Source organism: Paraburkholderia tagetis (assembly GCF_022213065.1).
Taxonomy (GTDB): domain Bacteria; phylum Pseudomonadota; class Gammaproteobacteria; order Burkholderiales; family Burkholderiaceae; genus Paraburkholderia; species Paraburkholderia tagetis.
The window spans coordinates 81,010-99,101 of sequence record NZ_JAKLJA010000014.1 but is presented as its reverse complement, the minus strand read 5'-3'; the positions used below and the strand labels follow the sequence as shown (position 1 = coordinate 99,101).

The 18,092-nt window shown below is 65.4% G+C and carries 17 protein-coding genes; 5 read left to right on the top strand and 12 right to left on the bottom strand.

The features are described from left to right. Nucleotides 1-22 precede the first annotated feature (22 nt). Both L5014_RS18375 and L5014_RS18370 read right to left on the bottom strand, forming a co-directional pair. Nucleotides 23-439, bottom strand: coding sequence for a DNA polymerase III subunit chi (locus L5014_RS18375; protein ID WP_238465162.1), 417 nt, complete (start codon nucleotides 437-439; stop codon nucleotides 23-25). Beyond that, nucleotides 436-1,947 (bottom strand): leucyl aminopeptidase, encoded by a 1,512-nt coding sequence (locus L5014_RS18370; RefSeq protein ID WP_238465161.1) that lies wholly within the window; start codon nucleotides 1,945-1,947, stop codon nucleotides 436-438. Before L5014_RS18370 ends, L5014_RS18375 begins: the two co-directional genes overlap by 4 nt. Nucleotides 1,948-2,081: 134 nt before the next feature. On the opposite strand from L5014_RS18370, the gene lptF reads away from it, so the two are divergent. From lptF to L5014_RS18355, 3 genes are all read left to right on the top strand, one after another. After that, nucleotides 2,082-3,182 carry an LPS export ABC transporter permease LptF gene (gene lptF / locus L5014_RS18365; protein WP_238465160.1) on the top strand — a complete coding sequence of 367 codons (1,101 nt, stop codon included), beginning with the start codon at nucleotides 2,082-2,084 and terminating at the stop codon, nucleotides 3,180-3,182. A 3-nt stretch (nucleotides 3,183-3,185) separates the two neighbouring features. Further along, nucleotides 3,186-4,331 (top strand): LPS export ABC transporter permease LptG, encoded by a 1,146-nt coding sequence (gene lptG / locus L5014_RS18360; protein ID WP_238465159.1) that lies wholly within the window; start codon nucleotides 3,186-3,188, stop codon nucleotides 4,329-4,331. A 76-nt stretch (nucleotides 4,332-4,407) separates the two neighbouring features. Next, nucleotides 4,408-4,785 (top strand): sirohydrochlorin chelatase, encoded by a 378-nt coding sequence (locus tag L5014_RS18355; RefSeq protein ID WP_238465158.1) that lies wholly within the window; start codon nucleotides 4,408-4,410, stop codon nucleotides 4,783-4,785. A gap of 640 nt (nucleotides 4,786-5,425) precedes the next feature. Here the strand turns inward: L5014_RS18355 and cobA are convergent. The 6 genes from cobA to L5014_RS18325 form a co-directional block, all read right to left on the bottom strand. After that, nucleotides 5,426-6,196, bottom strand: a complete 771-nt coding sequence (cobA, locus tag L5014_RS18350; protein ID WP_238465157.1) for a uroporphyrinogen-III C-methyltransferase — start codon at nucleotides 6,194-6,196, stop codon at nucleotides 5,426-5,428. A gap of 99 nt (nucleotides 6,197-6,295) precedes the next feature. Beyond that, nucleotides 6,296-7,612, bottom strand: coding sequence for a sulfate adenylyltransferase subunit 1 (locus L5014_RS18345; RefSeq protein ID WP_238465156.1), 1,317 nt, complete (start codon nucleotides 7,610-7,612; stop codon nucleotides 6,296-6,298). A gap of 25 nt (nucleotides 7,613-7,637) precedes the next feature. Beyond that, entirely contained in the window at nucleotides 7,638-8,600 is a 963-nt protein-coding gene (cysD, locus tag L5014_RS18340) for a sulfate adenylyltransferase subunit CysD (protein WP_238465155.1), read from the bottom strand. A 98-nt stretch (nucleotides 8,601-8,698) separates the two neighbouring features. Beyond that, the gene (locus L5014_RS18335) at nucleotides 8,699-9,454 is read right to left on the bottom strand and encodes a phosphoadenylyl-sulfate reductase (protein WP_238465154.1); all 756 of its coding nucleotides are present in this window, start codon (nucleotides 9,452-9,454) and stop codon (nucleotides 8,699-8,701) included. Beyond that, nucleotides 9,451-10,020 (bottom strand): DUF934 domain-containing protein, encoded by a 570-nt coding sequence (locus tag L5014_RS18330; protein WP_238465153.1) that lies wholly within the window; start codon nucleotides 10,018-10,020, stop codon nucleotides 9,451-9,453. Before L5014_RS18330 ends, L5014_RS18335 begins: the two co-directional genes overlap by 4 nt. 33 nt (nucleotides 10,021-10,053) lie before the next feature. Then, nucleotides 10,054-11,733 carry a nitrite/sulfite reductase gene (locus L5014_RS18325; RefSeq protein WP_238465152.1) on the bottom strand — a complete coding sequence of 560 codons (1,680 nt, stop codon included), beginning with the start codon at nucleotides 11,731-11,733 and terminating at the stop codon, nucleotides 10,054-10,056. A 226-nt stretch (nucleotides 11,734-11,959) separates the two neighbouring features. Between L5014_RS18325 and L5014_RS18320 the strand changes: the two genes are divergently transcribed. Then, nucleotides 11,960-12,901: a CysB family HTH-type transcriptional regulator gene (locus tag L5014_RS18320; RefSeq protein ID WP_238465151.1), complete on the top strand. Its 942-nt coding sequence runs from the start codon at nucleotides 11,960-11,962 to the stop codon at nucleotides 12,899-12,901. A gap of 128 nt (nucleotides 12,902-13,029) precedes the next feature. After that, nucleotides 13,030-14,274: an ABC transporter substrate-binding protein gene (locus L5014_RS18315; protein ID WP_238465150.1), complete on the top strand. Its 1,245-nt coding sequence runs from the start codon at nucleotides 13,030-13,032 to the stop codon at nucleotides 14,272-14,274. Between the two features lie 13 nt (nucleotides 14,275-14,287). Here L5014_RS18315 and L5014_RS18310 read toward each other — a convergent pair whose 3' ends face one another. The 4 genes from L5014_RS18310 to L5014_RS18295 all read right to left on the bottom strand — a co-directional run bounded on the left by L5014_RS18310 (nucleotide 14,288) and on the right by L5014_RS18295 (nucleotide 18,062). Continuing rightward, on the bottom strand, nucleotides 14,288-14,575 hold the full coding sequence (locus L5014_RS18310; protein WP_238465149.1) for a type II toxin-antitoxin system RelB/DinJ family antitoxin: 288 nt from the start codon (nucleotides 14,573-14,575) through the stop codon (nucleotides 14,288-14,290). Between the two features lie 206 nt (nucleotides 14,576-14,781). Continuing rightward, nucleotides 14,782-15,936: a Gfo/Idh/MocA family protein gene (locus tag L5014_RS18305; protein ID WP_238465148.1), complete on the bottom strand. Its 1,155-nt coding sequence runs from the start codon at nucleotides 15,934-15,936 to the stop codon at nucleotides 14,782-14,784. 25 nt (nucleotides 15,937-15,961) lie between these two features. Continuing rightward, nucleotides 15,962-17,011 carry a sugar phosphate isomerase/epimerase family protein gene (locus L5014_RS18300; protein WP_238465147.1) on the bottom strand — a complete coding sequence of 350 codons (1,050 nt, stop codon included), beginning with the start codon at nucleotides 17,009-17,011 and terminating at the stop codon, nucleotides 15,962-15,964. Between the two features lie 61 nt (nucleotides 17,012-17,072). Continuing rightward, nucleotides 17,073-18,062 carry a substrate-binding domain-containing protein gene (locus L5014_RS18295; RefSeq protein WP_238465146.1) on the bottom strand — a complete coding sequence of 330 codons (990 nt, stop codon included), beginning with the start codon at nucleotides 18,060-18,062 and terminating at the stop codon, nucleotides 17,073-17,075. Between the last annotated feature and the right edge of the window lie 30 nt (nucleotides 18,063-18,092).

The window sequence follows — 18,092 nt, the reverse complement described above, 5'->3', positions numbered from 1 at the left end:
ACAAGCAGCAGGCATGCCGGGTTCAGCCGCCCTGCTTGTAATTGTTCAGCGCGTAGCCGCGGTCGCGGTAGAAGCGGTAGCGTTCACGGCCCGAGGCAAGTTCCTCGGGCGCATCGCCGATTACTTCGAGCAGGCGCTCGAAGCGCGCGAACTGCGGCGGTACCTCGGCGCCCAGGTTGAGCAGCACGCCGTGATGCGGCGCGCGCTCGAGATCCGAGGCCAGCACGATGGGCGTTTGCGCGGCGTGCGCGCTCCCAGCCATGCAGTGCGGCACGAAGTCGAGCGGCGAGAAAGTCCAGAGCATCTCGTCGAACGCGCGCAGGCGCGCGGGCTCGGCCAGCACGACGGCTTGCTGGCCGGCCTGATACGCCTTGCGCACGAGCCGGCACGCGTACATCAGCGAATCGCCGACGTTCGTGTGAAAGTCGATCCTCGTCATTGCCCTGCGCGATCGATCAAGAACTGCGCGAGCAGCGGCACGGGACGGCCCGTCGCGCCCTTCGCCGCGCCGCTCTTCCACGCGGTGCCCGCGATGTCGAGGTGCGCCCACGGATACGCTTCGGTAAAGCGCGAGAGGAAGCACGCCGCCGTCACGCTGCCCGCCGGACGCCCGCCGATATTGGCGATATCGGCGAAATTCGACTTGAGCTGGTCCTGATACTCGTCGTCGAGCGGCAAGCGCCATGCCGGATCGTTCGCCTCGCGCGAGGCGTCGAGCAGTTCGCCCGCGAGCGCATCGTCCTTCGAGAACAAGCCGCTGTTGTGATGGCCGAGCGCGATGATGCACGCACCCGTGAGCGTGGCGATGTCGATCACGGCGGCCGGCTTGAAGCGCTCGGCGTAGGTGAGCGCGTCGCACAGGATCAGGCGCCCTTCGGCGTCGGTGTTGAGCACTTCGACCGTGAGACCCGCCATCGTCGTGACGATGTCGCCCGGCTTCGTGGCGTTGCCCGCGGGCATGTTCTCGCACGTGGGGATGATGCCGATCACGTTGAGCTTCAGGCCCATTTCGGCGACCGCGCGCATCGTGCCGAGCACCGAGCCCGCGCCGCACATGTCGTACTTCATCTCGTCCATGCCCTCGCCGGGCTTGAGCGAAATGCCGCCCGTGTCGAACGTGATGCCCTTGCCTACCAGCACGACAGGCGCGGCCTTCGCGCTCGCGCCCTGGTATTGCAGCACGATGAATTGCGGCGGCTCGACCGAGCCTTTTGTAACAGAAAGAAACGAGCCCATCTTGAGCGCTTCGATCTGGCGCTGGCCGAGCACTTCGACCTTGAGCTTCCAGTCGCGCGCGAGCTTCTTGGCCGTGGCCGCGAGGTAGGTAGGCGTGCAGACGTTGCCCGGCAGATTGCCGAGGTCGCGCGTGAGATCCATGCCGTTGGCGAGCGCCACGGCCTGCTTGACGGCGAGCTTCGCGGCCTTGTCTTCGCCGGCGTCGATGCTGAAGACGACGCGCTTGAGCGCGCGCTGCAGGACGTCGGGCTTGCTCTTCATCTGCGTGAAGCGGTAGGTCTCGTGGCGCAATGCGAGAATCGCCGCGCGCACGCCCCAGTCGCCCGTGCGTTCCTTGATGGGCAGTTGGGCGAGCGTGAACGTGACCTGTGCGATTTTCGTGCCGAGGATCGCGCGCCAGGCCGCCTTGACAGCCTCGCCATAGGCCTTCTGGCCGAATGCATCCTGCTTGCCGAGGCCGACCAGCAGCACGCGCGACGCGCCGATGCCGCTCACTTCCGGCAGAAACAGCGTGGAGCCGGCCTTGCCGTCGATGTCGCCGGACTTGACGAGACGGGCGATCGCGCCGCCGATGGCGCTGTCGATCACGAATGCCGGACCGGAGAGGGTCTGCGCCTCGAAGATGCCCACTACGACGCAATCCGACTTGCCGGTCAGAAAGGGGCCTTCCCCGCCTTTGCTCCAGTCACAGGCTTTTATGCTAAAGTCCATCGCGCTTGTCCTCGGATAAAATCAGGGCTTAGGATGAAAGCCGCAATTATCCGCTATTTTTCCTGCGGCGGCTCCTGGGCAGTTGCGCTGGCAGCGCGGCGCCCGGCGCGGACCGCCCGCCCCGCTCATCAATAATGATTTTCGAACGTTCCCTGCAGCGCGAACTCGCGTACACGGCCGGCGCCGTGTTCATGGTTCTGCTCACGATCATGCTGACGACGATGATGATCCGCATCGTCGGCTTCGCTGCGTCAGGCCAGATCGACCCGCGCGACGTGCTGGTCCTCATCGGCCTGACCGTGATCGGCTACCTCGCCGTGATGCTCATCGTCACGCTCTTCGTGTCGATCCTGTTCGTGCTCACGCGCTGGTACAAGGATTCAGAAATGGTCGTCTGGCTCGCCTCCGGGGTGAGCCTCACGCGCCTCATCAAACCAATCGCCGTTTTTTCCACGCCGATCATCCTCTTGATCGTGTTCTTCGCCTTCGTCGGCTGGCCGTGGTCGAACGCGCAAAGCAAGCTGATCCGCGCACGCTTTCAGCAGCGCGATGAAGTATCGCTGCTGGCGCCTGGCCAGTTCCGCGAATCGCCCACCACGCACCGCGTGTTCTTCATCGAGAGCATGAACCCCGACCAGGGCCGCGTGGACAATGTATTCGTCACGAGCACGGAGCACGGCAAGGTCAGCGTGATCGTTTCCAAAACCGGTTACACGGAAGGCACGAAGAACGGCGACCGTTTCGTCGTGCTCGAGAACGGCCGCCGCTACGACGGCGAGCCCGGCCATCCCGACTTTCGCATCACCGAATTCCAGCGTTACGGCGTGAAGATTCAGAGCCAGCCGGTGGTCGCCACGCCCACGGCGAGCAGCACGTCCACGCCCGACCTGCTGCGCCATCCGAGCGCTGACAATCTCGGCGAATTCGCGTGGCGCGCAGGCCTGCCGCTCATCGCGATCAACCTCATGCTGCTCGCGATTCCGCTCGCGTATCAGAATCCGCGCCGCGGGCGCACCATCAACCTTGTGATGGCCGTGCTGATCTACCTCACCTACTCGAACCTGCTCAACGTCGTGCAATCGCAGATCGAGCAAGGCAAGATGTCGTTCGGCCTCGGGCTCGTGCTGCTGCACGCCGTGGTGCTCGCGCTCGTCGTCTTCATTTTCTGGCTGCGCGTGCGCAACCGGCCGCTCTTTACGCGTGCGCTGTTCCAGCGCGCGTCGCAGGGGAGCTGACCGATGCGCATCTACGAGAAGTACTTCGCGCGTCAGGTCTACGTGACGTTCGTGTTTATCCTGTTTGCCTTTTCGGGTCTGTTCTTCTTCTTCGACCTGATCAACGAACTGAACTCGGTCGGCCACGGCAACTACAAGTTCATGTACGCGGTGCTGCGCGTCTCGCTGCAGGCGCCGTCGCGGCTCTACGAGATCATTCCGGTCGCGGCGCTCATCAGCGCGATCTATGTGTTCGCGCAGATGGCCGCCAATTCCGAGTACACGATCTTTCGCGTCTCCGGTCTCGCGACCGGCCAGGCGCTACGCTCGCTCCTGAAAATCGGCATCCCGCTCGTGCTGCTCACTTACCTCATGGGCGAAGTGGTCGGTCCGTACACCGACCAGCTCTCCGAGCGCGTGCGCCTCGAGGCGCTGGGCTCCGCGGTGTCGACGGACTTCAAGTCGGGCGTCTGGGTGAAGGACACGCTCACCGCGCGCGCCGACGGCGAGCAGGCGACGCGCTTCGTCAACGTGGGCGAACTGCAGCCCGACGCGACGATCACCAATGTGCGCATCTACGAATTCGATTCGCAGTTCAGGCTCTCGAACGTGCGTGTCGCGAAAAGCGGCAAGTATCAGCCGCCTGGCCACTGGCTACTCAAGGACGTGACGGACACCGAGCTCATCAGCGTGGCGCCGCCGAACCAGCCCGCCGATACGCTCAATCCGGTCTATCGCGCGCAGCAGACCTCGGTGCCCGAGTACTCGCTGCGCTCGGAGCTCACGCCGCAGATTCTCTCGGTGCTGCTGGTTTCGCCGGATCGCATGTCGATGTTCAACCTGTTCCGCTACATCCAGCATCTTTCGGAAAACCATCAGGACACGCAGCGCTACGAGATCGCCTTCTGGCGCAAGCTGATCTACCCGTTCGCGGTGTTCGTGATGCTGGTGCTCTCGCTGCCGTTCGCGTATCTGCATACGCGCGCCGGCGTGGTGGGCGTGAAGGTGTTCGGCGGGATCATGCTCGGCATGAGCTTCCAGCTCGTGAACACGCTGTTCTCGCACATCGGTACACTGAACACGTGGCCCGCGCCGCTCACTGCGGCGACGCCGGGCCTCATTTATCTGGCGCTCGGGCTGATTGGCCTGAAATGGGTCGACCGGCATTGACGTTAGTCCGCGTCGGTTGACGTCGATCGGCGTCGCACAGGCCGGGCCACGCTTTGCTCTGCAGGAAAACGCGACGATGGGCACTCACGGCATGATCCTCTTCGGCCACGGCGCGCGCGATGCGCGCTGGAAAGAGCCGTTCACGCGCCTCGCGGGCAAGCTCGCCGCCACGCGCGGCGCGGCGCGGCCCGTGAGTCTCGCCTTCCTCGAACTCATGGCGCCGAGCCTGCCCGAGGCCATCGCCGAGCAAGTCGCGCTAGGCTGCGATGCCATCACGGTGGTGCCGGTGTTCTTCGGCCAGGGCGGCCATATCCGGCGCGATCTGCCCGCGCTCATCGCGCAATGCCAGGCCGCGCATCCTGGTGTGCAGATTTCGTGTGCGACCGCCGTGGGCGAGGACGACGGCGTGCTCGATGCGATCGTGCAGTACTGTGTTGAGCAAGCGCGCGATTAGGGCGTTAGTGTTTTCTTGTTTCTCGCGGTCCCTTGTTTCTCGCGTTTCCTTGTGTTCGTGTCGGTCTGCCAGCGTTGCCCCTGTGCGGGGCGGCACCTACTTTTCTTTGCAGCCGCAAAGAAAAGTAGGCAAAAGAAAGCGGCTCAAACCGCTAGTGTGACGCAGTACACCACTTGCCCATCATCGGAGCGGTTCCGGGGCATCCGTCACCTCGCACCTTCAAACTGAGTGACAAAGGACTCATCCATCCCGCTGCTCGCTACGCGCGCAGCGGTCGGGTATGCAAGGGAAACCAGGCATGCTGCCTGGGCACTCGAATGCGCATGCACCCCGCCAATGCGTAGGCATCCTGATGGTTTGGGATTATGCCTCACGGCGCGCGGAGCGCCGCCGGAGGAATGAGCCCTTAGTCACTCCGTTGTAGGGCGCGTGGTGGCAGATGCTCCGGAACCGCTCCGGTAATGGGCAAGTGGTCCACGGCGTCACACTGGCGGTGTGAGCGGCTTTCTTTTGCCTACTTTTCTTTGCCGCTGCAAAGAAAAGTAGGTGCCGCCCCGCACAGGGGCAACGCTAATAGACCGACACGAACACAAGGAAACGCGAGCAACAAGGAAACGCGAACTACTTGCTCTTCATTGCCTCAGGCTGCCCGACGGCCAGAGCCTTCATCCTGGGTGTTGTCTCCAGCTTGCGCCTGCCCCGCACGCTCGGCGAATGCATCGCCGATCATGAGCAGGCTCGGCTGCGCCGGGTCGAGCCAGTCTTGCGCCTCGCCGGCGGCGAGACCCGCCAGCGTGAGCGTGAGCGTGCGCTCGCGCGCCGTGCTGCATGCCTCGACGATCGCCACGGACGTCGCGCCCGCGCGGCCCGCTTCGATCAGCTGCCGGGCGATTTCCGGCGCGCTGTCGCGGCCCATGTAGAACACGAGCGAATCGGCATTGACCTGCTCGCGGATCTCCTCGCTGCCCGCCGCGCGCGAGTATGTCGCGAGCGCGACGCTGCGCGACACGCCGCGCAGCGTGAGCGAGCGTTGCAGCGTGGCCGCGCTGGCCAGCGCCGCCGTGATGCCCGGCACGATCTCGTACTCGATGCCCGCCGCTTCGAGTGCGCGCATCTCTTCGTCGGCGCGGCCGAACAGCATCGGGTCGCCGCCCTTCAGGCGCACGACCACGTCGTGCTCGCGCGCCGCATCCACGAGCTGCTTGTTGATGAAGTGCTGCGCCGTCGAGCGCTGGCCGCAACGCTTGCCGACCGCGATGAACTTCGCGTCCTGCGGGGCGTAATCCAGCATCGCCGGCTCCACGAGCGCATCGTGCAGCACGACCTGCGCTTTCGCGAGCAGGCGCGCGCCGCGCACCGTGATGAGGTCCGCCGCGCCTGGTCCCGCGCCGATCAGATAAACCTTGCCCATTTGCCTCGTTGACTCATATGTCGCAACGCAAGTCACAACGCAACCGCGCGCCGCCATTGGATCCCGGCGGCGCGCGGCCAGCGTTCGCGCTGGCCCGCTTCAGTCGGCAAGCGCGCGAATCATGCCTGCCGCCACCGTGTGGTGCGTCGCCTCGTCGATGAGGACGAACGCGCCGGTGCCCGGATGCACATCATACAGGTCCGCGACGACCGGTTTTTGCAGCGTGAGCGCCACGCGGCCAATGTCGTTCATCGCGAGATTTTGGCGGTCGGTGGCGTGCGAGAGCGTATGCACGTCGAGCACTTGCTTGACCGCGCCGATCTTCGCGAACACCGTGCTCGTGGTGTGCTTGAGCAGGTACTTGCGCTGCGGCGAGAGCGGCTCTTCGTCGAACCAGCAGAGGTCCGCTTCGAGCTTCTTCGCAGGCTGCGTCTCGTCCGATGCCGGCACGAAGGTATCGCCGCGCGAGACGTCCACGTCTTCGGCCAGACGGATCGTGACGGTCTGACCCGCGAACGCGCGGTCGACCTGCGCCGTGCCGCCCGGCACCGGCGCGATGATCTCGGCGACCGTCGCTGCGCGGCCCGCCGGCAGCACCGTGATGGCGTCGCCGACCTTCACTTCGCCCGCTTCGACACGGCCCATGTAGCCGCGGAAGTCGTCGGCGCTCGAGCCGTCCTGGCGCGCGACCCACTGCACCGGGAAGCGCAGCGCGTCGCCCGTGGCCTGCTCGACCGGCAGCGCCTCGAGCACGTCGAGCAGCGGCTCGCCCGCGTACCAGGGCATGCGCTCGCTCGCGGCCACGATGTTGTCGCCCTTGAGCGCCGAGACCGGCACGAAGCGCACGTTCTCGAGGCCGAGCTGGCGCGCGAGCGCCACGTAGGCGTCGCGGATCAGGTCGAAGGTGGCTTCGCTGTAGTCGACCAGATCCATCTTGTTGATTGCGACGATCACGTGCTGGAGCCCCAGCAGCTTGACGATTGCGCTGTGGCGCTTGGTCTGCGGCAGCAGTTGCGTCACGCCGTTCTCGACCGTCACGCGCGTCGCGTCGACGAGAATGATGGCCGCGTGGGCCGTGGAGGCGCCCGTGACCATGTTGCGCGTGTACTGCTCGTGGCCCGGCGTGTCGGCGATGATGAACTTGCGCTTGGCCGTGGCGAAGTAGCGGTACGCCACGTCGATCGTGATGCCCTGCTCGCGCTCGGCTTCGAGGCCGTCGGTGAGCAGCGACAGGTCGATCTCGTCGCCCACGGTGCGCTTGTTCTTCGCGCGCGAGAGCGCCGAGAGCTGGTCCGAAAGAACCGCCTTGCTGTCGTACAGCAGGCGGCCGATCAGCGTGCTCTTGCCGTCGTCCACGCTGCCGGCCGTGATGAAGCGCAGCACGCCAAGGTCTTCAGGTTGATGCGTCGTAACCATAATCAATGTTTCCTTTGCGTGCTCTTTAGAAATAACCTTGCTTCTTGCGCTGTTCCATCGCGGCTTCCGACGCCTGGTCGTCCATGCGCGTCGCGCCGCGTTCCGTGATTTCGGTCACGGCCGTCTCGGCGATGATCTTCTCGACGTCGTCGGCATCGCTTTCCACCGGGCACGTGCAGCTAATGTCGCCCACCGTGCGAAAGCGCACCTGCGCCATTTCACTGACGTCGCCGTCCTTCATCGGCGTGAGCGGCGTGACCGGCACGAGCAGGCCGTTGCGGCGCACGATCTCGCGCTGGTGCGCGTAGTAGATCGACGGCAGTTCGAGTTTCTCGCGCGCGATGTACTGCCACACGTCCAGTTCCGTCCAGTTCGAGATCGGGAACACGCGCAGGTGCTCGCCCTTGTGCAGGCGCGCGTTGTAAAGGCTCCAGAGTTCCGGGCGCTGCGCCTTCGGATCCCACTGGCCGAATTCGTCGCGGAACGAGAAGATGCGCTCCTTCGCGCGGGCCTTCTCTTCGTCGCGGCGCGCACCGCCGATCATCGCCGTGTAGCCGTATTGCTCGATGGTTTCGAGCAGCGTGACGGCCTGGGCGGCGTTGCGCGAATCCGTTTCGCGGCGCAGACGCACGGTGCCGCGCTTGATCGAATCTTCGACGTGGCCGACCACGAGTTCCGCGCCGATCTCGGCTGCGCGACGATCGCGGAAGTCGATCACTTCCTCGTAGTTGTGGCCCGTGTCGATGTGCACGAGCGGGAACGGCAGCGAGGTCTTGCGGTTCGCGCCGAGGCCGAAGGCCTTGAGTGCGAGCGCCAGCACGACCACCGAATCCTTGCCGCCCGAGAACAGCAGCGCGGGCTTGCTGCACTCGGCAACGAGTTCGCGCAGGATGTGGATCGACTCGGCTTCGAGCCAGTCGAGATGGTCCATGCGGTTCGCCGTGACCTGGAGCGGTGCGTTCACTGCGGAATCGAGCGTCGTGCTCATGTTCAGATCCTTCGTCTATGCGCCCCGCGTGAGTGGAGCGCGGTGCTCTGTGTTCGACTTCGCGCCGCCTTACGGAAACGGCGCGACAACCTTCAATACTAGTTCGTCTGGCCGGCGGCCGGCGCTTGCACGACCGGAATCGCGGAAACCGACGTGATGTGCAGCCCGCATTCCTTCGTGTCGCGCGACTCCCACCACCAGCGGCCCGCCCGGCTGTCTTCGCCCGGACGCACGGCCCGCGTACAGGGCTCGCAACCGATGCTCGGGTAGCCGCGCGCATGCAGCGGGTTCACCGGCACGTCGAAGGCACGCAGATACGCCCACACGTCGGCCTCGGTCCAGTCCGCGAGCGGATTGAACTTGGCGATGTTGCGCGCGCCGTCGTGCTCTTCCTCGTGCAGCTCCGCACGCGTGACCGACTGCTCGCGGCGCTGGCCCGTGACCCACGCCGAAACATCCGAAAGCGCGCGATTGAGCGGCTCGACCTTGCGGATCTCGCAGCAGCGCTTGCGCAGATCGATGCTCTCGTAAAACGCGTTCAGGCCGTGCTGCGCGACGTATTCGTCCACCGCGTCCTGCTGCGGAAGGAACTGCTCGATCTCGTAGCCGTAGCGCTCGCGCACGCGGTCGATCATGCCGAGCGTTTCCGCATGCAGGCGGCCCGTGTTCAGCGAGAAGACGCCGATCTTCACGCCGCGCGAAAGGATCGCGTGGGTAAGCAGCATGTCTTCGGCCGCGAGGCTGCTGGCAAGCTTCACGTTGGCGTGACGCGCGGCGATCGAATCGAGCAGCGCGTCGAGTCGCTCGATCTTCGCCTGCAAGTCCGCAGTGATTCCGGTGGCGACGGTGCTCATGCTGCGGCGCCCTGCTGTGCCGCTGCTTGTGCCACCGCTTGCGCCGCCAGCGCCGCACGACGGCGGAACAGCGGCGACGGCTCGTCGAACGCGCCCTGGTACTGCACCGTGAACTCGGTGAACGCGTTGAGCGCGTCGTTGATGTCCTTGTCGGCGCGCACGGCGAACGAATCGAAGCCACAGCGCTCGTGGAAACGCAGCTGGTCGCGCAGCACGTCGCCGATCGCGCGCAGCTCGCCCTTGTAGCCAAAGCGCTCGCGCAGCAGGCGGCCGATCGAAAAGCCGCGGCCATCGCGGAACACCGGGAAGTCCACGCCGATCAGCGCGACCTTGTCGAAATCGCCGGCGATGTCAGCCGGTTCGCTGTCCGGCGCAAGCCACACGCCGAGCTCATCCTTGCCGCGCGAGGCAACCAGCGCGTCGCGGTGCGCCTGCCACAGCGCGAGCGGCACCAGCACCTTGCCGGCGGGCAGCGCCGAAGCCTCAGGCAGTGCGCCGTCTTCAGCCGCGCGCACGACTTGCCAGTTGTCTTCGACGATCTCGCGTTTTTTGATAACCAATGCCATTGCTTGACTCTCGTGTCTCGTTGCGTGCTGCTGTTAAGCGTGGACCGGCTGGCGCGATGCGTACACGCGCTCCTTGAAGGGCGCGATGCCGATGCGGTCATACGTGTCGATGAAGCGCTCGCCATCGACGCGCTGCTCGACGAACGTGTCGATCACCTTCTGCACCACGTCGGCCATCTCTTCTGCCGAGAACGACGGGCCGATCACGCGGCCAAGGCGCGCGCCGTTTGCGCCGCTGCCCTGCTCGCCGCCGAGCGTGACCTGGTACCACTCCGAGCCGTCCTTGTCGACGCCCAGCACGCCGATGTTGCCGACGTGGTGGTGACCGCACGCATTGATGCAGCCCGAGATGTTCAGCGACAGGTCGCCCAGGTCGTAGACGTAGTCGAGATTCTCGAAGCGCTCCTGGATCGCAAGCGCGATGGGGATCGACTTCGCATTCGCGAGCGAGCAGAAGTCGCCGCCCGGGCACGAGATGATGTCGGTCAAGAGGCCGATGTTCGGCGTGGCGAAACCTTGCTCCTTGGCCTTTTCCCAGACCGCGAAGAGGTCGCGCTTCTTGACGTCGGCGAGGATCAGGTTCTGCTCGTGCGAGATGCGGATCTTGCCGAACGAGTATTCGTCGGCCCAGTCGGCCACGGCTTCCATCTGCTTGTCGGTGGCGTCGCCCGTTGCGACCTTGCCCGACTTAAGCGAAAGCGTCACCGAGGCATAACCCGGCACGCGGTGCGGGCGCACGTTGCGCTCGACCCAGCGCGCGAACGCGCGGTTTTCGAGCAGATGCTTTTCGTACGACGCATCGGTATCGGCGAGCTTCTCGTAGACCGGCGGCACGAAGTACTGCGAGACGCGGTCGAGCTCTTCCTGCGTGAGCGTCGAGGGGCCGTCCTTCAGGTGCTGCCACTCCTCTTCCACTTGCTCGGCGAACTTCGCCGGCGAGAGCGCCTTCACGAGGATCTTGATACGCGCCTTGAACATGTTGTCGCGGCGGCCATAGCGGTTGTACACGCGCAGCACCGCTTCGCAGTAGGTCAGCAGATGCTGCCACGGCAGGTCGCGCTTGATGATGGCGCCGACGATCGGCGTGCGGCCGAGGCCGCCGCCCGCGAGAATGCTCGCGACGACTTCGCCCTTCTCGTTACGGTCGAGGTAGACGCCCAGGTCGTGGATCTGCACGGCCACGCGGTCTTCCTTCGTGCCGGAGACGGCGATCTTGAACTTGCGCGGCAGCCACGCGAACTCGGGGTGGAACGTCGACCACTGGCGCAGAATCTCGGCCCACGGACGCGGATCGACGATCTCGTCGGGTGCGACGCCCGCGAACTGGTCGGCGGTGATATTGCGGATGCAGTTGCCCGAGGTCTGGATGGCGTGCATCTGCACCGACGCGAGCTTGGCGAGGATCTCGGGCGTTTCTTCGAGCTTGATCCAGTTGTACTGGACGTTCGTGCGCGTCGAGAAGTGGCCGTAGCCGCGATCGTGCTCGCGGGCGATGCGACCGAGCATGCGAAGCTGGTCGCTGCGCAGGTTGCCGTACGGCACCGCGATGCGGTGCATATAGGCGTGGCGCTGGTAGTACAGGCCGTTCTGCAGGCGCAGCGGGCGGAACTCTTCCTCGCTCAATTCGCCCGAGAGGCGCCGGCGAACCTGATCGCGGTATTGCGCGACGCGCTCGTCAACGATGGTCTGGTCGTACTGATCGTATTGGTACATTCGGGGACCCCAGGGTTGTTCATTCGCAGCGTTCCGGTTACGCCGCGCGCTCCGATTTCAATTCGACCGCCTTGATCCTGGCTAAAGACCGGCACCCTTCAGCGCGCCGCTCCGTTGCTAATGACCAAAACAGATATCCATATTGGAAAACTTCGATGAATGGTAATAAACTCGCTTTATATTTCAAACGATCTAAAAATCAGGTTGATATGCCAAGGGGTTATATATGAACCTGCACCAGTTCCGCTTCGTGCGCGAGGCGGTGCGTCAGAATTTCAATCTCACGGAAGCGGCCAAGGCCCTGTATACAAGCCAGCCCGGCGTCTCGAAGGCGATCATCGAGCTGGAGGATGAGCTTGGGGTCGAAATCTTTACCCGGCACGGCAAGCGCGTGCGCTCGCTCACGGAGCCGGGGCGCATCATCCTCGCCTCGGTGGAGCGCATTCTTCAGGAAGTGGAGAGTCTGAAACGGGTGGGCAAGGACTACGCCGCGCAGGATCAGGGCAACCTGACCATCGCCGCCACCCATACCCAGGCGCGCTACTCGTTGCCGGCGGCCATCGCCGAATTCAAGCGGCGCTTTCCGAAGGTGCACCTTTCGATTCTGCAAGGCAGCCCGACCCAGGTGGCCGAGATGGTGCTGCACGACCAGGCCGACCTCTGCATCGCGACGGAAGCCATCTCCGGCTACAAGGAGCTGGTATCGCTGCCCTGCTTCACCTGGCACCACGTGGCGATGATGCTGCCCGATCACCCGCTGCTTGAGCGCAAGCCGCTCTCGCTCGACGATCTGGCCCAATTTCCGCTCATCACCTACGACAACGCGTTCGCGGGCCGCACGAAGATCAACGACGCGTTCCGCCTGCGCGGCCTCTCGCCCGACATCGTGCTCGAAGCCATCGACGCGGACGTGATCAAGACTTACGTGGAACTGGGTCTGGGCGTGGGCATCATGGCCGACATCGCTTTTAACGCCGAGCGCGACCGCCATCTGCGCGCCGTGCCGGTGGGCCACCTGTTCGGCAGCAACGTGACGCGCGTGGCGCTCAAACAGGGCGCGTACCTGCGCAGCTATGTCTATACGCTGGTGGAGCTGCTCTCGCCGAGCCTGAACCGCAAGCTGATCGAGCAGGCGCTCAAGGGCGGGCACGAGACCTACGAGCTGTAAGTAACTCGCGAGCGGCAATTCACTAGCCGTGGCGGCGCGCGGAGCGCGCTGGAAAAACAATCAAGCAGAACAATCAAGCCCCATTACAACAACGCTTCTCGCTTCATATCCTCCTGGAGACCCATCGCATGAAGCTGCAACCGCGTCTGAGTTCGCTCCTGCCCTCGTCCCTGATTTCGCCACTGAGCCCGCGCTTCCTTTCGCCGCGGCGCTCGCTGCGTCCGCTGCGTCTGCTCGCGGCGGCAGCCGCGCTCGCCGCCGCCGCGTTCGCCCCTGCCGCGCATGCCGATCTCAAGGTCGGCATCGACCTGTCGAGCACCGGCCCCGCCGCGGCCATCGGCATCACGAGCAAGAACGCCATGCTGATGTGGCCCTCCGAGATCGCCGGCCAGAAGACCGATTACATCGTGCTCGACGATGGCTCCGATCCGGGCGCGGCGGTGCGCAACATCCGCAAGCTCATCAACGAGGATCACGTGGACGTGATCGTCGGGCCGAACATCACGCCGGCGGCGCTCGCCGCGCTCGACCCCGTGGCCGAGGCCAAAACGCCGATGATCACGCTGGTAGGCTCGGGCTCCGTGGTCGAACCGCAGCAAGGCGCACGCGTGTGGGCCTTCAAGATGGCGCAGACCGACGCCGCCATGGCCGACGTGATGACGCGCTACATGGCCGCGCACGGCGTGAAGACCGTGGGCTTCATCGGCTTTGCGGACAGCTACGGCGATAGCTGGCTCAACGAGTTCACGAAGTTCGCGAAGGAACGCAACATCCAGATCGTGGCCACGGAGCGCTTTAACCGCACCGATGCCAGCGTGACGGGCCAGGTCCTCAAGCTGATGGCCGCGAAGCCCGACGCCATGCTGATTGCGGGTGCCGGCACGCCCAGCGTGCTGCCGCAGCGCACACTGGTCGAGCGCGGCTACAAGGGCGCGATCTATCAGACGCACGGTATTGCCACGCCCGAGTTCATCAAGCTCGGTGGCAAGGACGTGGAGGGCACGCTGTTCCCGACACAGCCCGTCGTGGTCGCGCGCACGCTGCCAGCGGACCACCCGGCGCACAAGGCCGCGCTCGCGTTCGTCGATGCGTATGAAGCGAAATACGGCCCGGGCACGGTCACGCAGTTCGCGGGCGACGCGGCCGGCGTGTACCCGCGCCTTCAGGATGCCGTGACGCGCGCGCTCAAGAGCGCGCAACCCGGCACGGAGGCGTTTCGCGTGGCGTTGCGCCAGGCGCTCGAGCACGCTCACGAACTGGTCGTGCCCAACGGCGTGGTCAGCACCAGCGAAAAGGACCACGTGGGCCTCGACCAGCGCGCGAGCGTGATGGGCACGATACGCGGCGGCAAGTTCGTGTATCTCACGCAGTAACGCGGCTGTGCGGCTAGCGGATGGTGGCCGCGCGCCGCTTTGCAAAATGCGCCTCCACCTCATCCGCCTCGATGCCCGGCCGCGGGTCTTCGAGCGCCTCGCGCACCTTCGCGCGGAACCACGCATCGTGCGTGGCCGGATCGACCGCGAAGTCAAACGGCAGCGCCCCTTCGTTCGCGACGCGTGTGAGCAGGATGCGCACCGCGTCCGAAACGGTGAGCCCCATATTTTCGAGCACCGCCGACGCGCGCTCCTTGAGCGCCGGATCGATGCGGACCTGTACCAATGCGCTTGCGCTCATCCCCCAACTCCTTCGCGTGATGTTCGAAGCTGCATTGTAATTCAGTTGTATTACGTCAGACATGCTGTTCCTTTGAAGCAGGTTAAACACGCTTCGAGTTTCGCTGTCTGACGCGATCCGCTCAATTCATCCGAATGGCTATGGGGGGACTTGGGGGGTGCTGTGGGGGAGGCCTTGCCGCCCGCTCACGCCGACGTTCGAGCACCTCAACCGATGCTTCGCCAGGCGCCGTTCGCCGCGCTGCTCGCCAGCACGGCTTCGATGAAGCGCAGCCCGGCCACGCCATCGTCAACCGTGGTCAGCAACAGGCTCTCCTGCGGCGGCGCGACGCCCTCCCCGCGCGCACGAATCTGAGCCGCCGCGTCGCGATAAAGCTGCGCGAACGCCTCCAGATAGCCCTCGGGATGCCCCGCCGGCACGCGGGTGGCGTGCCGCGCGGCCTCCCCCGTCACGCGGCCGCGCGTGAGGCGCCGCGCCTCGCCGCCCTGCGGGGTGAACCACAGCACGTTGGGCTCCTCCTGGTCGAACGCCAGTCCCGCTTTCGTGCCGTAGACGCGCAGCCGCAGCGCATTCTCCGCACCGCTCGCCACCTGGCTCGCCCACAGCATGCCGCGCGCGCCGCTCGCATAGCGCAGCATGGCCTGGACGTGATCGTCCACGCGTCGCCCGGGCACGAACGTATGCACTTCGGCGGCAACGGATTCGGGCGTCAGCCCGCTCACGAACGCCGCTAGCTGATAGGCATGCGTGCCGATATCGCCGAGACAACCCGCCGGTCCCGCCTGCGCCGGATCGGTGCGCCAGCTCGCCTGCCGGTTCGCGCCGTCGCGTTCGAGCGGCGTGGCGAGCCAGTCCTGCGCGTATTCGACCTGCACGACGCGCACCTCGCCAAGCTCGCCCGCCGCGACAAGCTCCCGCGCGTGCCGCACGAGCGGATAGCCCGAATAAGTGTGCGTGAGCGCGAACACGAGATTCGCCTCGCGCGCGTGCCGAGCGAGCGCCTCGCCCTCGGCCAGCGACACCGCGAGCGGCTTGTCGCAAATCACGTGGATGCCCGCATCCATGAATGCATGCGCGACCGGGGCATGCAGATGGTTGGGCGTGACGATCGCCACGGCGTCGATGCCGTCATCGCGCGCGCCTTCCACACGCGCCATCTCGCGCCAGTCGGCATAGCTGCGCGCGACGCCGAGTGCCCCGGCGCTGGCCTGCGCGCGCGCCGCATCGGACGACAGGGCGCCCGCGACCAGCTCGAAGCAGTCGTCGAGCCGCGCCGCAATGCGGTGCACGGCGCCGATGAAAGCGCCCTCTCCGCCACCGACCATGCCGAGCCGGAGTCTTCGTGGTGCCGTAGCCGCCATCGCTTTGCTCCTTTCTGTCCGCGCTTCAGAGCCCGAGCACGCCCTTCAGCCCTGCGGCATCGACGCCACTACCCGCGAAGTCGTCGAACGCATGCTCGGCCACGCGGATGATGTGCCGCCGGATAAACTCGGCGCCCTCGCGCGCGCCGTCCTGAGGATGCTTGAGCGCGCACTCCCATTCGAGCACGGCCCAGCCGGGATAGTCGTACTGCGTGAGCTTCGAGAAGATCGCGCCGAAGTCGATCTGCCCGTCGCCGAGCGAGCGAAAGCGCCCCGCGCGCTCGACCCAACTGCTGTAGCCGCCGTACACGCCCTGTCGGCCGCTGGGCCGGAACTCGGCGTCTTTCACGTGAAAAGCCTTGATGCGCGCGTGATAGAGGTCGATGAAAGCGAGGTAGTCGAGCTGCTGCAACACGAAATGGCTTGGGTCGTAGAGGATGTTCGCGCGCGGATGCTCGTCCACTGCCGCAAGAAATCGCTCGAACGTCACGCCATCGTGCAGGTCCTCGCCCGGATGCAGCTCGTAGCACACGTCGACGCCCGCGGTGTCGAACGCGTCGAGGATCGGCCGCCAGCGTTGCGCGAGCGTCTCGAACGCCGTCTCAACGAGCCCTGCCGGCCGCTGCGGCCACGGATACAGATACGGCCACGCGAGCGCGCCCGAAAACGTCACGTGCGCAGTCAGCCCCAGATGCTTCGACGCCTTCGCCGCGAGCAGCATTTGCCCGATCGCCCACGCCGCGCGCGCCTCGCGATCGCCGCGCACGTGCGGCGCCGCGAAGCCATCGAACAGCACGTCGTAGGCCGGATGCACGGCCACGAGTTGCCCTTGCAGATGCGTCGAGAGCTCGGTGATCACGACGCCCGCATCGTCGGCAATCTGGCGCAGCTCGTCGCAGTACGCGACGCTCGACGCGGCCTGTTCGAGATCGATCAGGCGCGCGTCGCAGGGCACCTGAATGCCCTTGTAGCCCAGTTGCGCGGCCCACTGCGCCATGTGCGCGAAGCTCTCGAACGGCGCCTCGTCGCCCAGGAACTGGGCGAGGAAAATCGCCGGGCCCTTGATGGTTTTCATCGCCACGTCCCCTTTTCGTCGTCTCGTTGTCCCGTCGGTCCGTCGTCTCGTCGGCCCGCGCTCAGAACGGCGAGTCGGGGAAGTAGAACTGCTTCGCGTTCTCCTTCGTGATGAGCACCGAAGGAATGATCGTCGTGGGCGGCAGCGACTTGCCCTGCAAGCGTGCCTCGGCCGTGAGCTTGATCGCGTCGTAGATGAACTTGGGCGAATACGACACGTCGGCCTTGATGTGCGCGTCGCCGTCCATCACGCGCTTGACCATGTCCTTCGATCCCGCGCCGCCGAACACGATCTTGATGTCGCTGCGCCTGGCCTGGTCGATGGCCTTGAGCACGCCCACGGCCATGTCGTCGTCGGCGGCCCAGACCGCGTCGATATGCTTGAAGCGCGTGAGAAAGTCCTGCATCGTGCGAAACGCGTCGTCGCGGTTCCAGTTCGCGTACTTCGCGTCGAGGATCTTGATGCCGGGATCGTTCTTGAGCACCGACGTGAAGGCCGTCCAGCGCTCGTTGTCGAGCGTCGTGGGAATGCCGCGCAGCGCGACGATGTCGCCCTTGCCGTTCAACTGCTTCGCGAGATATTCGGCGGGAATCTTGCCGAACGCGGTGTTGTCGCCGGCCACATAGGCGTCCTGCGCACTCGTATCGGTGAGGCCGCGGTCCACCACCGTCACGTAGACACCCTTTTTCTTCACCTGCGCCACCGGCTGCGTGAGCGACGCCGATTCGAACGGGAAGATCACGAGCGCGTTGATCTTGTTGACGGTCACGAGGTCCTGCAACTGGTTGGCCTGATCGGGCGCATTGGCGGCGGTCTTGACGATGATCTTCAGGTCCGGATGCGCCTTTTCCAGTTCCTTCTTCGCTTCGTTCGCCCACCAGACGATGCCGCCCGTGAAGCCGTGGTCGGCGGTGGGAATCGCCACGCCCAGCGTGACTTTCTCCTGCGCCTGCGCGCTCGGGGCGCCCAATGCCGCCGCCATGCCGAGCGCCAGCGCGCCCGCCCCGCACAAGCTGCGTGCCCTGCGAATTGCACGAATCGCTTTATTCATGTTGCCGTCTCCTCATGTGCGCTCACGCGA

Bases quoted from the DNA above. Each gene is read 5' to 3' on its own strand.
- cobA (WP_238465157.1), bottom strand. From the start codon at position 6,196: ATGGGCAAGGTTTATCTGATCGGCGCGGGACCAGGCGCGGCGGACCTC.
- L5014_RS18295 (WP_238465146.1), bottom strand. From the start codon at position 18,062: ATGAATAAAGCGATTCGTGCAATTCGCAGGGCACGCAGCTTGTGCGGG.
- L5014_RS18335 (WP_238465154.1), bottom strand. From the start codon at position 9,454: ATGAGCACCGTCGCCACCGGAATCACTGCGGACTTGCAGGCGAAGATC.
- L5014_RS18320 (WP_238465151.1), top strand. From the start codon at position 11,960: ATGAACCTGCACCAGTTCCGCTTCGTGCGCGAGGCGGTGCGTCAGAAT.
- L5014_RS18375 (WP_238465162.1), bottom strand. From the start codon at position 439: ATGACGAGGATCGACTTTCACACGAACGTCGGCGATTCGCTGATGTAC.
- L5014_RS18315 (WP_238465150.1), top strand. From the start codon at position 13,030: ATGAAGCTGCAACCGCGTCTGAGTTCGCTCCTGCCCTCGTCCCTGATT.
- cysD (WP_238465155.1), bottom strand. From the start codon at position 8,600: ATGAGCACGACGCTCGATTCCGCAGTGAACGCACCGCTCCAGGTCACG.
- L5014_RS18330 (WP_238465153.1), bottom strand. From the start codon at position 10,020: ATGGCATTGGTTATCAAAAAACGCGAGATCGTCGAAGACAACTGGCAA.
- L5014_RS18300 (WP_238465147.1), bottom strand. From the start codon at position 17,011: ATGAAAACCATCAAGGGCCCGGCGATTTTCCTCGCCCAGTTCCTGGGC.
- L5014_RS18325 (WP_238465152.1), bottom strand. From the start codon at position 11,733: ATGTACCAATACGATCAGTACGACCAGACCATCGTTGACGAGCGCGTC.
- L5014_RS18345 (WP_238465156.1), bottom strand. From the start codon at position 7,612: ATGGTTACGACGCATCAACCTGAAGACCTTGGCGTGCTGCGCTTCATC.
- L5014_RS18305 (WP_238465148.1), bottom strand. From the start codon at position 15,936: ATGGCGGCTACGGCACCACGAAGACTCCGGCTCGGCATGGTCGGTGGC.
- L5014_RS18355 (WP_238465158.1), top strand. From the start codon at position 4,408: ATGGGCACTCACGGCATGATCCTCTTCGGCCACGGCGCGCGCGATGCG.
- lptF (WP_238465160.1), top strand. From the start codon at position 2,082: ATGATTTTCGAACGTTCCCTGCAGCGCGAACTCGCGTACACGGCCGGC.
- lptG (WP_238465159.1), top strand. From the start codon at position 3,186: ATGCGCATCTACGAGAAGTACTTCGCGCGTCAGGTCTACGTGACGTTC.
- L5014_RS18310 (WP_238465149.1), bottom strand. From the start codon at position 14,575: ATGAGCGCAAGCGCATTGGTACAGGTCCGCATCGATCCGGCGCTCAAG.
- L5014_RS18370 (WP_238465161.1), bottom strand. From the start codon at position 1,947: ATGGACTTTAGCATAAAAGCCTGTGACTGGAGCAAAGGCGGGGAAGGC.